This is a genomic window from Pedobacter sp. SYP-B3415 (genome assembly GCF_004138205.1).
Classification (GTDB): Bacteria; Bacteroidota; Bacteroidia; order Sphingobacteriales; family Sphingobacteriaceae; genus Pedobacter.
Genome location: NZ_RXNQ01000022.1, coordinates 292,005 through 306,579, shown reverse-complemented (window position 1 = coordinate 306,579; position 14,575 = coordinate 292,005). Strand labels below are relative to the sequence as shown.

9 protein-coding genes are annotated in these 14,575 nt (G+C 42.3%); 7 read left to right on the top strand and 2 right to left on the bottom strand.

Annotation, left to right across the window (positions count from 1 at the left end; all coding sequences use genetic code 11):
* Positions 1-2: 2 nt before the first annotated feature.
* Positions 3-296 (bottom strand): helix-turn-helix domain-containing protein, encoded by a 294-nt coding sequence (locus EJV45_RS10010; RefSeq protein ID WP_205942363.1) that lies wholly within the window; start codon positions 294-296, stop codon positions 3-5.
* Between the two features lie 534 nt (positions 297-830).
* Between EJV45_RS10010 and EJV45_RS10005 the strand changes: the two genes are divergently transcribed.
* From EJV45_RS10005 to EJV45_RS09980, 6 genes are all read left to right on the top strand, one after another.
* Positions 831-2,201 carry a TlpA disulfide reductase family protein gene (locus EJV45_RS10005; RefSeq protein WP_129715536.1) on the top strand — a complete coding sequence of 457 codons (1,371 nt, stop codon included), beginning with the start codon at positions 831-833 and terminating at the stop codon, positions 2,199-2,201.
* Positions 2,194-5,376: a SusC/RagA family TonB-linked outer membrane protein gene (locus tag EJV45_RS10000; RefSeq protein WP_129715535.1), complete on the top strand. Its 3,183-nt coding sequence runs from the start codon at positions 2,194-2,196 to the stop codon at positions 5,374-5,376. Before EJV45_RS10005 ends, EJV45_RS10000 begins: the two co-directional genes overlap by 8 nt.
* Positions 5,377-5,386: 10 nt before the next feature.
* The gene (locus EJV45_RS09995; RefSeq protein ID WP_129715534.1) at positions 5,387-6,736 is read left to right on the top strand and encodes a RagB/SusD family nutrient uptake outer membrane protein; all 1,350 of its coding nucleotides are present in this window, start codon (positions 5,387-5,389) and stop codon (positions 6,734-6,736) included.
* Positions 6,737-7,473: 737 nt separating this feature from the next.
* A complete protein-coding gene (locus EJV45_RS09990; RefSeq protein ID WP_129715533.1) occupies positions 7,474-8,631 on the top strand; it encodes an AAA family ATPase in 1,158 nt (385 codons plus the stop codon).
* The gene (locus tag EJV45_RS09985) at positions 8,606-9,670 is read left to right on the top strand and encodes a DUF4435 domain-containing protein (RefSeq protein ID WP_129715532.1); all 1,065 of its coding nucleotides are present in this window, start codon (positions 8,606-8,608) and stop codon (positions 9,668-9,670) included. Before EJV45_RS09990 ends, EJV45_RS09985 begins: the two co-directional genes overlap by 26 nt.
* Positions 9,657-11,528 (top strand): DUF262 domain-containing protein, encoded by a 1,872-nt coding sequence (locus tag EJV45_RS09980; protein WP_129715531.1) that lies wholly within the window; start codon positions 9,657-9,659, stop codon positions 11,526-11,528. Before EJV45_RS09985 ends, EJV45_RS09980 begins: the two co-directional genes overlap by 14 nt.
* 767 nt (positions 11,529-12,295) lie before the next feature.
* On the opposite strand, the gene EJV45_RS09975 is transcribed toward EJV45_RS09980, so the two are convergent.
* Positions 12,296-13,279, bottom strand: a complete 984-nt coding sequence (locus EJV45_RS09975) for an endonuclease/exonuclease/phosphatase family protein (protein ID WP_205942362.1) — start codon at positions 13,277-13,279, stop codon at positions 12,296-12,298.
* 646 nt (positions 13,280-13,925) lie between these two features.
* Between EJV45_RS09975 and EJV45_RS09970 the strand changes: the two genes are divergently transcribed.
* Positions 13,926-14,549: a hypothetical protein gene (locus tag EJV45_RS09970; protein WP_129715529.1), complete on the top strand. Its 624-nt coding sequence runs from the start codon at positions 13,926-13,928 to the stop codon at positions 14,547-14,549.
* The last annotated feature ends 26 nt before the right edge of the window (positions 14,550-14,575 follow it).

Below are 14,575 nucleotides of genomic sequence, written 5' to 3'. Positions count from 1 at the left end.
TTTCAATAATCTACATTGGCATTTTCAGCTACTAGCACTTCTAGAGGTAGCTCAAGTGCAAAAGCAACTTCAATCAATGTAGAAAGCATGAAATCTTCCTTTGCATTTTCCATGTCACTAATTTTGGATCGATCAACGGTATTACACAGATTAGCAAGATCTTGCTGTGACATGTCTCTTTGCTTTCTGAAGTGTTTTATGTTCTTGCCAATGACTTTGTATGGTTTGGATGCTGCTTCTCTCATCAAATTCAAGTTGCGGCGATCACGAAAATATTTTCGTGGCAATATTGCCACATAAATAAGTTTTGTTCGTATATTAGTATATAGTTTAATAGGTGTTAATAAGAGTCTCGACTGCGAATTCCGATAAATAGCAATGGACGAGGCGATAGATTAATGCCTGTAGTGATATTTATGTATTTTTGATACATACTATAGCGCTACGGGCTCTATCGTAAATCCATTCCAAGGCGATCGGAAGCCCGCAGTGTGGTAAATAGAGCCCGGCTATAGTTGTCTCTATATATTCGCGGACTCGTAGATAAATACGAGTATGTACAGCCGACCTTCTGAATTTGTATTTCTTGAGTCTTTTCAATCAAGCTATAGAAGCCGAACTGTCAATCGGGCTGTCCAGCGATTTTATTTTTTCTTTCTAATTCTAATTAGTCTAGTCATCTGCTCTCCTGAATAGTCTTTAGAATAGGCCCTGCACTCCCTTTTCTTTATTTGGGTTAAGTAATTTTTTGGGGGTAGCAGGGGCCTATTCTTAATTGTTGTTTTGCTTCTGGTTCCGAAGCGTTTTTTCCTTACTAACCAAATATAACTATGATCAAAAAAATAACGATGCTCATCGTAGGGGGATTACTATGCCTTTACTTTTCCAGCTCAGCGCAATACGCTTCCGGGTTAAAAATTGCTGAGCCTGTTCCTGACTCTTTCTGGCGTTTATCCGGGTTGATCGGTAAGGTTGGGACAGGTGTTAATCCGGGGTCCGCCTCTTCGCTTGCTGATTACAAGGATAAGTTACTTATCATCGACTTCTGGGCGAGTTGGTGCGTGCCTTGTGTGGCCTCACTCAGTAAGCTTAATGCCATGACTTCGGAGTTTGCAGGCAAGGTTGCCGTTTTACCTGTGAGCCAGGAAAAGCTATCTGTCCAACTTCCATTTATTGCTGCGCGAGGGTGGAAGCTGCCTTTTGTATTGGATACTTCGCTTTCGGAGCAGCTGAAGGCCTACTTTCCGCACTTGACCGTGCCGCACCAGGTATGGATTTATCAACATAAGGTTGTTGCAATTACTAGTGGGGAGTCAGCAAGTAAAGAAAACATCTTAGCTGTCTTACGCGGAGATAAGCCCGTCATGCATGAAAAGCTCGACGCGGTTGATTTTGATCCTTCAGCTCCGCTATATGTGAATGGCAATGGAGGAGACGGGAAAGGGCTATTGTATCAGTCCGCGATCAGTGGGTTTAGCAAAGCGTTATTAAACGTAAAAAATATCATGGTAACTGGCGATCCGTTGCGGCCGACCAGGCTGTTTTTTCCAAACTTCTATTTAGCCAGGCTGCTCAACCTTGCTGCTGGCAATAGCCTTGGGAAAGAATACATTTATCAAAATAGGCTGCTCATTGACCTGCCGGATGCTTTGACTGGTAAGATCCTGCCGCCTGCATCTTTACAAGGTAAGATAGAGCAGTGGCTATCAGTCAACGGACTGACCTATAACCTGCAGCTACCTGCCGGAGTTAGCAAACAAGCCGCTTATAGGTATATGTTTGATGACTTAAACCGCCTGCTTTCGGCTCAAGGGCTTATTTGCAGGATAGAAGAGGTCGATGCTGACTGTTATAGCCTTGAGTTTATTAATTCTGCGCTTCCTGTTCCACCTGCTTTAGAAGAAAATAAAGTTGAAGTACAAGAAAAACTTGCCCGACTTTTAGGGCGAAGCATGCAGCAGCACGTTTCCTGGCTGAGAAGTCAGTATAAGTTTCTTCCTTGTACCATTATCGACCATACCGGGTTTTCTGGCAAACTCGATCTGGAAATTGACTTATCAAAACTGGACCTTGCTACGCTCCAAGCGAGCTTAGCAAAATCTAACTTGCGGCTTCGGCTTACCCGGCAGCGAGTCTCAATGCTTACCCTCCGCCAGATTTCCCCGGCAATAGCTAAAAAGGAAGGCGGTAGAGATGAATAGGCTCATTTTATTTTGTTTGCTGCTGCTTTCTTCAGCCGCAGCAGCTCAGCATGCCGTCAGTGGCCGGGTGCTTGGGGGCGGAGATAAGCCCTTGAGCGGGGCAGTTGTCCGCTTAGGCGCAGCGCAGACCAGGACAAATGAACTTGGAGAGTTCTTTGCCTCTTTGCCTACTGGACGGCATGTGTTAAGAGTGAGTTATACCGGCATGGAAACTTTTCAAAAGGAGGTCTCCATTCCGCTTACTTCGCAAATTGTGGTGCGCTTAGCACTTCGCAGCGATACGCTGGCTGAAGTGACGGTGTCGACAGGCTATTACCAAAGTGCGTCAGAAAAAACAACGGGGTCATTTTCTAGTCTAAAGGCTGAAGATTTGCAGCGCAACGTTGCCCCAAATATCCTTTCGCGACTCGAAGGGGTGGTGCCGGCATTATCATTTGATCGCAGGGAAGCCAGAAACCCGCAGGACTTAGGCCAGGTTCGCCTGCGCGGGCAAAGCACCATTTTTGCTGAGCAGGATCCTTTGATTATTGTCGATAACTTTCCATTTGCAGGAAACCTCTCCCAGGTCAACGTCAATGATATCGAATCGGTTACGGTTCTTAAAGATGCCGCTGCGGCTAGCATCTGGGGTGCGCGCGCAGGAAATGGCGTGATTGTGATCACTACTAAGAAGGGGAAACTTGGTTCGGCGGTGAATGTGGCGTTAAATTCCAGTCTGAGTGTTTTGGAGCGGCCAGACCTGTTTGAAAGTCTCGGCTTTTTACCAGCCAGGGAATACATCGGGGTAGAACGCTTTTTATTCGATGGAGGGTTTTTTCTTTCCAGTGAGCAGGATGTTACCCGGCCGCCGCTTTCGCCGGTAGTTGAGCTGCTGATTAAAAGACGCGAGGGACTGATTTCTTCCAGCCAGCTTGAATTGGCTCTGGCTGATTTGTCTATGCTGGATGTTCGAAGGGATGTTAGCCGGCATCTGTACAGGCAGGCCATTAGCCAGCAGCACGCCTTAAGTGTCAATGGCGGAACAGCCAACTCATCCTATTATTTTTCCGGGGGCTTTGACAAAAATCCTGCGTCGCTGCGGGGAAATGAAGTTGCCAGGACTACGCTATCCAGCAACTATAAATATTTACCCATCAAGGCGCTGGAGATCAATTTATCGCTAAACTATGCAGCTAACCGCACCGATTACAATGGACTTGAATATTCAGAACTTGGTCCTCAGGTGGGTAGCCAGCCTTTTCCGTATACTGCTTTGGTGGATGAATATGGGACCCCAGCGATCATTACCCGTCAGCACAGAAGAAGCTTTACAGACGCGGCGCAAGCAGCAGGGGTGTTAGACTGGACCTATAGCCCACTTTTAGAGCAGCAGGCAAGAGACAAGTACCAGCGGGCAACCGAGTTGCGCATGATGGCCTCAGCCAAATATTCCCTAATTTCTCCGCTATCGATTGAACTGCGTTACCAGCGGCAGCAATCCGAAACGTCCATCAGCGAGCTGCAGCGGGCCGAGAGTTTTTATGTGCGCAGTAGAGTGAACCGCTTTACCCAAAGTAACGGATCAAAAATCTTTCCGCTGGGCGGGGTGCTCTATAAAGGGGAGCGTGAAGTGTATACAGATAACCTGCGCGCACAGGCTAATTTCATCAAGCGTTTTTCCCGGCACGACCTGTCTGCCTTAGCGGGGGCCGAAGTTTCTGATAGCAGGGCAACCGGCCATGGCAATGAAGTCTACGGCTATGATGAAAACCTGTTAACTTTTTTCCCAAGACCCGATTTTGTTACGTTCTATCCCACCCGGCCCAATGGTTCCTCGCAATTGCCGCTTCCAAGAGTTGACTTCGCTTCGACCACAGATCGTTTTGTGTCTTACTTCGCCAACGCCGCTTATACCTATAATGATAAGTACACCCTCTCTGCCAGCGCGCGAAGAGATGCTTCAAATTTGTTTGGCGTAGAGACCAATCAAAAAGCTGTACCGCTTTGGTCAATAGGCGGGAGCTGGCTGGTGAGTAAAGAGCGGTTCTATAAACCTGGATTTATCGATTATTTGCGCATCCGGGCAACCATTGGGGAAAATGGTAATATTGATAAGTCCGTTACCGCCTTTACAACAGCAGGTTATTCAACCAATTCAGCAAACGGTTACCAGGCGTTAAATGTGATTAGCCCGGCTAATCCTCAGCTTCGCTGGGAACGCGTAAAGACAAGTAACCTCGCCCTGGAACTTCGCGGCAAGGATGATCTGTGGAGCCTCACCGTTGAAGCATATGAAAAAAAAGCGAGGGATTTATTGGGACGGATGCCCATTGATCCTACCATCGGGTATTTTACCGGTTCGCTTTCCGCCTATACACTCAACTATGCCCGGATGAGAACGCGTGGCCTGGATGTTTCCCTGCAACTTCGATTGCTTGAACAAAGAAAGCTGAAATGGAATTTGCTGGCGATAACCAGTATGGTGAGTGAACGAGTGCTTAATTACAACTATAGCACTTCTAGTCAGCATTCAAGTTTAGTCACTGGCCTGGCCAGTGTTCCGCGGGTTGGCAAACCCATCAATGCTGTATTTAGCTATCCATGGATGGGCCTTGATGCAGCTGGAAATCCGCAGGTGAGTATTGGCGGACAAGCTTCCACGAATTACTCGGGATACTTTCAGCAGTTATCCTTGGATGACTTGATACACCATGGCTCTTCTACGCCAACTCTTTTCGGTTCGGTCATCAATACCCTTCAGTTTGGCCAGTTGACTTTTAGCTTTAATATCGCTTTCAAGGCAGGCTATTATTTCAGGCGGTCTACTTTAAACTATTCCCGGCTTTTCAGCAGCGGCATTGGCCATAGCGAATTTGCCCAGCGCTGGCAGCGGCCCGGCGATGAGCAGTTGACCACCGTGCCTTCGATGCTGCTAACTAACCCGGCCGGCAGGGATAACTATTACGCCGGTTCGGAAATTAATGTTGAAAGAGGAGACCATGTCCGGCTTCGCGACATTAATTTATCTTACCGGTTTGCCCCAATTGCAAAACGCACCGCTCTGAGTCTATATTTCAATGCAACCAATCTGGGGATTTTATATAGGGCCGATAAGCGCGGTTTGGATCCGGACTTCCCAACTGCTGAATATCCCCTTCAGCGCACTTATGCTTTTGGTCTGCGCTTAAACTATTAACCTTCCAATCATGAAAAAATCAATTTACATTACGCTACTATTTTGCACATTTTTTGTAGGCTGCGAGCAGGACTTTTTAGCTGTCAAGCCTGATCAGAAACTGGTAGTGCCCTCAACCGTCCGAGATGCGCAGGCTTTAATGGATAACTCTACAATGAACGCTGACGGGCCTTATTTGGGAGAAGTGTCGGCAGGAGACTATGTGCTCACGGCAGCTTTCTGGTCATCGATGACCCCGGAAATTAGAAACGCGTATACCTGGGCGGCTGACATTTATCAGGGCGGGGCGGTTCCCGACTGGAATAAGGCCTATCAAAAAGTTTTTTATGCAAATTTGGCGCTGGAAACCCTCGAAGGTATTTCGCCTGTTTCATCAGAGCAAGAGGCCTACAACCAGGCTAAGGGGGCTGCCTTGTTCCACCGGGCCTGGAATTTTTACTTGCTTTCCCAACAGTTCTGTAAGCCTTATGTTGCGCAGACTGTTGCTACAGATTTAGGAATCGCTTTGCGGCTCAAGTCAGACATCAACGTCAAGTCCGTCCGCTCCTCGGTTGAGCGAACCTATCAGCAGATTATTGCCGATGCTACTCAGGGCGCAGACTTGCTTGCCGATCTCCCTTCATTTAAAACCAGGCCTTCTAAATGGGCTTGTTATGCCTTACTGGCCAAGACGTATCTGCAGATGGGTGAATATGCTCAGGCAGAAAAGTATGCAAATGAGTGCATGAAGATCAATTCAGAATTGCTGGATTTTAACACGCTCAATCCTTCAGCCAACTTTCCGTTTAGTCAGTACAATAAGGAAGTGATTTTTCATATGGTTATGCCTAACGTATCGCCCTTTACGTCGTCAAGGGTGGACGTTAAAGCGGAGTTATTAGCCAGGTATGAGACCAATGACTTAAGGCGAAGCTGTTATTTTTTTGCGAACGCGGGAAGAACCGCTTATAAGGGATCCTATAATGGCTCTTCGGCGCTGTTTTGTGGGCTGGCGGTAGACGAAATCGTGCTTATTGCTGCTGAAAGCGCCGCAAGGCTTGGTAAAATAGAAGCCGCTTTGATGCATTTAAATCGACTGCTTCGCTTTCGATACAAGACAGGAAACTTTACGCCGAGAGTAGAAAGCAACCAGCAAGCTTTGCTAGCAATGATCCTACTTGAAAGGCGTAAGGAACTTTTGTTTCGCGGGGTCCGGTGGGGCGATTTAAGAAGGTTGAATTTAGAGCCAGCTACAGCAGTGACTTTGAATGCCTCGCTTTCTGGTGAAACTTTTACCTTACTACCAAACGCGTTGCGGTATACTTTTGCATTGCCGGATGAAGTGATCGCTTTGTCGGGAATGCAGCAGAATGAGCGGTAAGGACGCTCACATATTTTTTGTTTTTATCCGTTCATGCAGCTTGAACAGATCACTATTTCAAGTTGTAGTTACTATCTTTACCATGTTAACTCGGGCGCTTTAGTTAGGATAAACTCTTGATCTGCTAACGATTCTCGGCGGAAAGACTTGTTGAATAGCGTCTTTTCGCCTTTTTTTATATTGCAGCCCGCAGTATTTTCACTTAAAACCAAAGGTATTCTACTATTGTCGTTTTATCCAGAAAGACTTAAATCTTGTAGCGGATTGCCGAATTGGAAACGTTGATTGATGATGTTTTTGAATAACTGTTTATAAATGTACGTGCTGTCAACAGCTTTGATATCTTCGCAAGAACTAAATGTCGGAATGTCATCACCAACCAATCAAATTGATCAGGAATTGCTTTGTCTTTTGAGATCTAACTAGGCTATTCGGTGTGTTTTAGAGCACCCAGGTTTATAAGCAAATAAAAAACTCGCAATTAATAGTCAATAAATCAATATCTTCAAAGTGTCAAGGAATTAATCATTCCTTATTTAGGAATAGGGTGATCAGTGGCTCTGGAATGTCTAGAATGCGGCGGATCATACAGTGAGTTTATTTCACACCTTAACGTCAACTGTAATTTGTACAATTGCATAACATTGACAGACTTTAACTGTAATTGTATTATTAACTTTCCTATTAAATGAAATCAAAACGCTTGCGGTAAAAACATCCTATTCCTATCATTGCAAATGGAAATACAAAAATTTGAAATCATCAAACTTTATGGCGCCAAGAATTGGGATCTTGTAATCAAGAATAACAGGTTGGTGATTGTTGCGGAAAATGGCGCTGGTAAAACAACAGTTTTAAGACTTTTGTATCTTTTTCTATCGAAGCAATGGGGCAAGCTCATCGAATATGATTTTGAGGCTATAACAGCGACCATTGACAATGTTTCCTATACTTTTACCAAGGACGAATATGATGTCAAAAAAATACCTCAATCATTTATAAATTTAGCAGTAAAAAAATACCCTATTTATAAGGAGTTTCTTGAGACCAAGTTAATATCATACACCCCGCAACAATTATTTACCGATGCTTTAGTTGCGAAAGAAATCGAAAGTAAGTATGATGTTCCGCTAAGTCTTGTTTACTCTCTAACTGCTGAGTTGTCACAGCACGAGTTTGATAACGACAGATATAAATGGCAGAGCAACTTATTATATCTTCCGACTTACAGAAGGATCGAAAGAGATTTTAATTCTTTATACGGAGACATAAGTAAACGACTTGAACAAATGTTGAGGCAAACTATTCCTTCTATAGATATAAGTATCAAAAAGCAGAAGGAAGAAAGCGAGAGCGGATCCAGTGAGCTTGAAAATGAGTTATTAAAGATCTTCGATACTTTATGGCAAAATAGAGATTTTGAAAGGTGGCAAGGTAAAATTGAACGAAGTTTTTATATGGAGCTGATTGAGTTCGGTATGGATGATGTTCAATTCAGAATATCTCAAATGGTAGAAAAACAACCAGCCAGAGTTCAATTATTCCTCAAAAAATGCAACAAATATTTATCAAGGAATAAATTCCTAGAACTTTCAAAAAGCGGAAAACGACTAAAGTTGAGGTATAAGGAATTCGATTCCCGAGATCTGAATATCCTATCTTCTGGTGAGAAGCAAATCATCAGTTTATTCAGTTACTTATTGGATGAACCCGAGAAGCTTTTAGTATTTATCGATGAACCAGAACTTTCTCTATCGATGAGTTGGCAAGAAATGATTTTGACAGATATAGAAGATTTTAAAGTTGGTGGATTGATCGTAGCTACTCACTCGCCATTTATAATATCGGACAATTTCAAAAATATTACCTATGGCCTCGATGAATTTGCAAGGTGATATTTCATTCAAAGATAAGTTTTTCCTGAAGGAAAAATCTAATATAGTAGTTTCAAACTATTTAAAGCTATTACAATGTTATTGGGTGCGTCCAAATACTGTGCACCTGTTTGTTGAAAATTTGGATGATTTCACCTTCTACTGCATTCCCGTGAAAATTGTTTATCGGGGTCATGATCCTGAATTTTATAGGTTGGAAGGAAAAACTAATGTAACTGATTCATATAGAGAGTTTGATTGGAAAAGATTTGAGAGATCGAAGATTTTATTTTTTGCGGATAAGGACTATGATGATTTTTTGGGTAAAGAACGGGTTATCGCATTTAATTTTTTTTACACAAAATTTTATTCCATAGAAAACTATCTTGTGAATGAATCTACTTTCAGAGCGATACTTGCGTATCTTTTCACTAAGATGGACAATGATATCGTAGAGAAGCTGGTTACTAAATTCAATATTGCACATAAGTTGTTCCAACAAAAACTTAAAGCACTTACGAGAATTATTTTGATCCATAGGGAAAAAGACGGTCATCTCGAACTTGATTCACTCAAAATGTCAGAGTTGATGTTAATCGATAATTTGGAATACTTTGAAAAAAAATTAATCTCTAAATACAACTACAATAAACTTAAAAGAGACCCTGCAGTAAACGCTTCTGTAAAAGCACTCTTACGAAAAGATACTATAAGTGAAATAATGGTAAAGAATTGTGGTGGTCAAGAGGGCTTAGTTACATTTTCAAAAATCATGAGAAAAGACGCACAGTTGAACAACTGCGATGATCCGCATTGTTACATTAGAGGAAAATATGCAATGTGGTTTTTAATGGGAATGATAAATTCTATTGAAAAAGCTATTGAGACAATTTATGAACTAGAAAAGCGGGTTAGCGATCAAATAAATCCCATGCCAAGGAAGCGAGCACAGATCACAGAAACACTTATCTTTGACCTACTATCTCCTAAAATAAACGTTCCTGCTGATGTCTATCAGTTTTTATTGAGAAATTATAAGTCTATACATGAAAACGATTAAAGATATATTCAATAGTGTAATTTTTCGTATTCCGGATTACCAACGTGGTTATTCATGGGAAAAGCCACATTTGAATGACTTTTGGCAGGATCTCAGCAACCTTCAAAACGATAAAGTTCATTACACGGGTATGATTAGTGTAGAGGCCGTTGAGAAGAGTGAATATGAAACATGGACTGAAGACATTTGGTTAATTACCGGGAAAAAGGATACTCCGTATTTTATAGTTGACGGGCAACAACGTCTTACAACTATCATTATTCTTATTTGGGTAATTGCGGATAGAATGGCGCCGGGCACCCAACTTAGTTATACAACTAAAGAGAACCTGATCGATAAGTATATCTTCACAGAAAATATAATGGCTGGTAAAAAGTCATACATTTTCGGATATCATAAAGACAATCCAAGTTATGACTTCTTAAAAAAGGAAATTTTTGAGCAAAGGAGTCCCGAAGACACCGAACCACTGGAAGAGACAGTATACACAAATAATCTACTTAATGCGAAAATTTTTTTCCTGGAAAAAACTAAAAAAATGAGCCAGCCTGAATTGGGTGTTTTGCTCGACAAAGTTACAAAACAACTGAAGTTTGATTTTAAGGAGTTGGAAAAAGAGCTTGATATATTCATCGTTTTTGAAACTATGAATAATCGGGGAAAACCGCTTTCTAATCTCGAAAAATTAAAAAACAGGCTTATTTACATTTCTACGCTATTACCTAGCGAATCTATAGAAAGAAAGTTGGAACTTAGAGATCAGATTAACTATCATTGGAAAATAATCTATAAATACCTCGGTTTAAATAAAGAACGCAGGTTAGAAGATGATCTGTTTTTACAAACCCACTGGATAATGTTTAAACGCTATGATAGACGGGAACCAGAATTTTATGCCAACGATATATTTGATCGGTATTTTACATCCAAAAACATCATAGAAGGAAAAGAAACCTTCGAGACAATTGAAGCTTATATAGCCAGTTTATCAGTGAGCGCAACACAATGGTTTGTGATGAACAATCCATCCCATACTCACGCTATGGAACTTGCGCAATCCGTTTCAACGAGAAATTGGTTACGGAAAATAAACCGACTCGGGTATAAATCGTTCGCTCCACTCGTCATGGGGGCGCTGGTAATCGAGCGCAACGATGATAAAATATCGAAATTATTGCAAGCCGTAGAGGCTTACATCTTTTTGATATTCTATGTTTCATTTAGAAGATCTAATACAGGTACGTATCATTTCAACGCAAAAGCGAGCGAACTTTACAATAACGAGATTTCCATAGACAATATAATCACCGATATCAGATATTGGATTTACGGTAACAATGATTATACTGGTTATTTTGATGCCAATAGTTTCCTATTGCAACTTAAGGATCTTTTTGCGAGAGACAATACCAACGGCTACTTTGATTGGAAGTTTTTACGTTATTTCCTGTACGAATATGATTTATCATTAAGGAATAAATATCCTATAAAAAAATCCTGGGGCGAGCTATCAACAGTCCAACATATTTATCCGAATCAGCCACAAATGAGCTGTTGGAAAATTCCATTTAGGGACTTTTCACAACAACAACGAAAATATTTATCCGGAAGCTTGGGAAATTTTGTTTTGGTTGGTAAAGGACATAACGAACACAACTGTTTAGAGGAAAAACAAGATTTCTATTCAAACTACGCTAATGCTGTTGATGTCTCTCATAAAACAGATTGGACAAGAGAAGATATTATACAGCGAGGTTTAGATATGTTACATTTTATGGAATGGAGATGGAACGTGAGTTTAGGTTCAGATGACAAGAAGTTAAAATTACTATTTATCGATTTTGAGATTACGACCTAGAAAACTCATATTAATATCCGTATTTGCGACTCGAATAGCTAATTAGCAATTTTAGTGATTATCCTCTTTGAAAATTTCAGAAAGTATCGACAAACCGCTCGCGTGTGGCTAAGCAGAATTTTCCCTCAAGCTGCTAGCTCTATTCAAGATCCCGAAGCCAAAGCTTTGTAAGAAATGCGATCCCATTTCTAGATTACTATGACAGAGATATTTTTGGCCGCTTAGATAAGATAAATTGCCAGATATTAACCGAAGAAAGTATGGGTGATTCAACGGCAGACTTGATGTAAAAGCGGCAATGGCACGATTAAAGCAATTGGAAGGGTTGAAGGTAGTGAAGGAATTACTAGCTGAATATATCGACAGCAACTTGAGAATGCATCAAATGATTCAATGAGCCCTCTTTGCATCTTTCCCCTTCGGTATCCACGAAATGAATCAAACCGTAAAGTTTAGCCACCTCCTGATACCGTTAATAGTGGCTGTCTAGTCCTAATTTTTCTTGTCTATCAAAAATTTAAAACACATTCAAGGCAATGATTTACCAGATCACTATTTAATATGGGGCTTGACTTCGTCCGTTTGTAAAGCCCGATGATATCACGGGAAGTTCTTACCAGTTTGACCAAGTTCTAGTTGCGAAAGCTAATTTTCGTGCGTAAGAAATACTGTGTTTCCCAAAGTCAAACGAAGAAGTAATTAGAATACCATGAAAAAGCAAATGTCGTTTTTTTTGCTATTTGTCAACAAGAAAAGAGACTTTTGAATCAAACTTGGGCGGTAAGTAACTTTTCACTTAAGTAGTTGTCGGTATGATCAATAGCTACTTCGACCCACATGGGCAAATGATCGGACATTTGGAACGTTCTCCAATGAGTTTTGTAATAAGTTGTCTTTGCGTCTTCGTCCCGGAGTTCACCTTTTGAGTTCTCCAAGTATCCTTTTCCCATGGAAGCGGCATATTCCGTTTCGCTTTTCTTGTTCGCTCCGAAGACAGATTCAAAAAAATCAAAAACACCCGCCTTTTTTGTAGCCTCAAAGCGACCGGGTCTGACTTTAAAGGCGATCTGATCGTAAAACTTGTTTTTTAAAGCGTTGGATGGGAGAGTCTGTAGTGCTTCGGGAACAGTAAATCCGGCTTTGGTGATCGCTTCGTAGGTCTGGTCTTCTTTTTTAAAAATATTGAAGTCTCCAAGCAGAATCATGTTATGCGACCAGGCAGACGTTTGAGCAGCTTTGTTAGCGATCATCTTAGCGAGGTCTTCAATCTCCTTGATCCGATCGGGATCATTGCCTACCGAAGCGCCATACAAAATATGAACCGTGGTTAATGTAAAGTTCGTCCAACCGGCCTTGAATCCGCAAAGGAAAGGGGTTCGGGCCAATTGCTTGACAGGCTGATAGATGGTCTGCCCGCTTACGGGGTCTTTTTCTTCCAAAGGAGGCAGGACCAGCTGACTGGCTAAGCCGCCAAACCTGACTTTTCGGGTGTCAAACAAGAAAGCGGTGCGCTCGGAATTCCCTTGGCGGCCTTCGGTTACATCGGTGAACATATAGGACCAATAACTACCTAATATTTCCATTATTTTATTGAGCGCCCTTAAATCATCACGCACTTCCTGCAGGGCAATCAGATCAAACTTTGATATGATTTCAGCGATGTAATAATAAGATTCCTCTAACCTGCCTCCGTATTTGCTGCCACCAAATTCTCTGATGTTCCAGGTAGCCAGCAGCAGGTTGCTTTCCATTTGTTTTTCCGGGATTTCCCGGGCGAGTTGCGCGCGCAAAGTTTGAAGGTTTAAAATGGTGCGCTTTCCTTCTGTCGTATGCGCATTGATGTTGTGGTAAAAAGGCATGATCGTTTGGCTTAGATGGCTTGTTATCAGGTGATAAGTTATTGAAGATAATCAAAAGTTAATAAACCTGTATACTTTATCAGAGAGAGGTCATTAGGTCAGTGGGCCAGCTTCTTTGGTACAAACGGACCTTATTACATGAATCAATCTTCACCGCTAGATCGGCCTTTTTAATCTCGAATTAGGCCTCGTTGGGGTAAGTCAGTTGTACCACCCATCTTTTTGGCAGCGAATTTCTCAACAATCCCTTTGACGTCAAGACCAGGCCCTACGGGTTTTCAGAAAAAAATCTTCCCTGCTCGCTCCGCTCACGAGGTTTTTTTTTCTGAAAAGTCTTGCCTTTCAAAGCGATTGATTTAGGTGATGGTGCTTATCAAAAAGATAGGAGGCCCCTCGCGGCTGACTAGCTAAAAGAAATAGCACCATGAAATCAGATCCACGAGCCGCTAGAAGCCCCCCAATCGTGCGGGAATAAAGCTTAAAAGAGATTAATAGTAGGAGAGAAGAAATCAGTAACAAAACTAAAAACATAAAAATCATGAAAACAACATCCGTAGCATCAGAAAATAACACCAGCAAAATAATTCCAAAGCGCGTAAATCAAAAGGCTGATCAAAGTGACTTTCAGGTTAAAGGAACTCCTGAAATTGATGTTAAAGTCGCCGGAGACAACTCGAACAATGAAGCAGATGCCAATAAGGAGCAACTGCGGGTTCATTCGCCAGCGCAGGCATCGGTTAATAACGGGGCGATTACCCAAGAAGGGCGAGTTCAGCCAGCACCGGCAGTGACTAATTCGCCAGCAATGCCGTCAAATCAGCCGACTCCCGGGTCAACCGCAAAACCGGAACTGCAGCGACCTCTGCTTAATCTTGAAAGCACGTTGAAACTTGTCGAGGAATTGCATCGCAGGAAAATCCAGCGGGACAGGTTATTAGAAACGATTGAAACCTTGGAAGCCTTCGAGATCGCGCAGCAGGAAGATGCCGAGGAAACCGATGCCAATCACTTTCAGAGTTGTGTGCTGACCATAGAGGATGACAACCGCAGAAAGTTTACCACTAAAAATCCCGTTATCATTCAGGCGGTCGCCCAATTCGTTAACAAAATGTGCGTAGATCGACTTGCAGAAATTGAAGCTGGGATTACCATCCCTGCCTGATCAAACTACCCCCGCCGTCTGGCGGG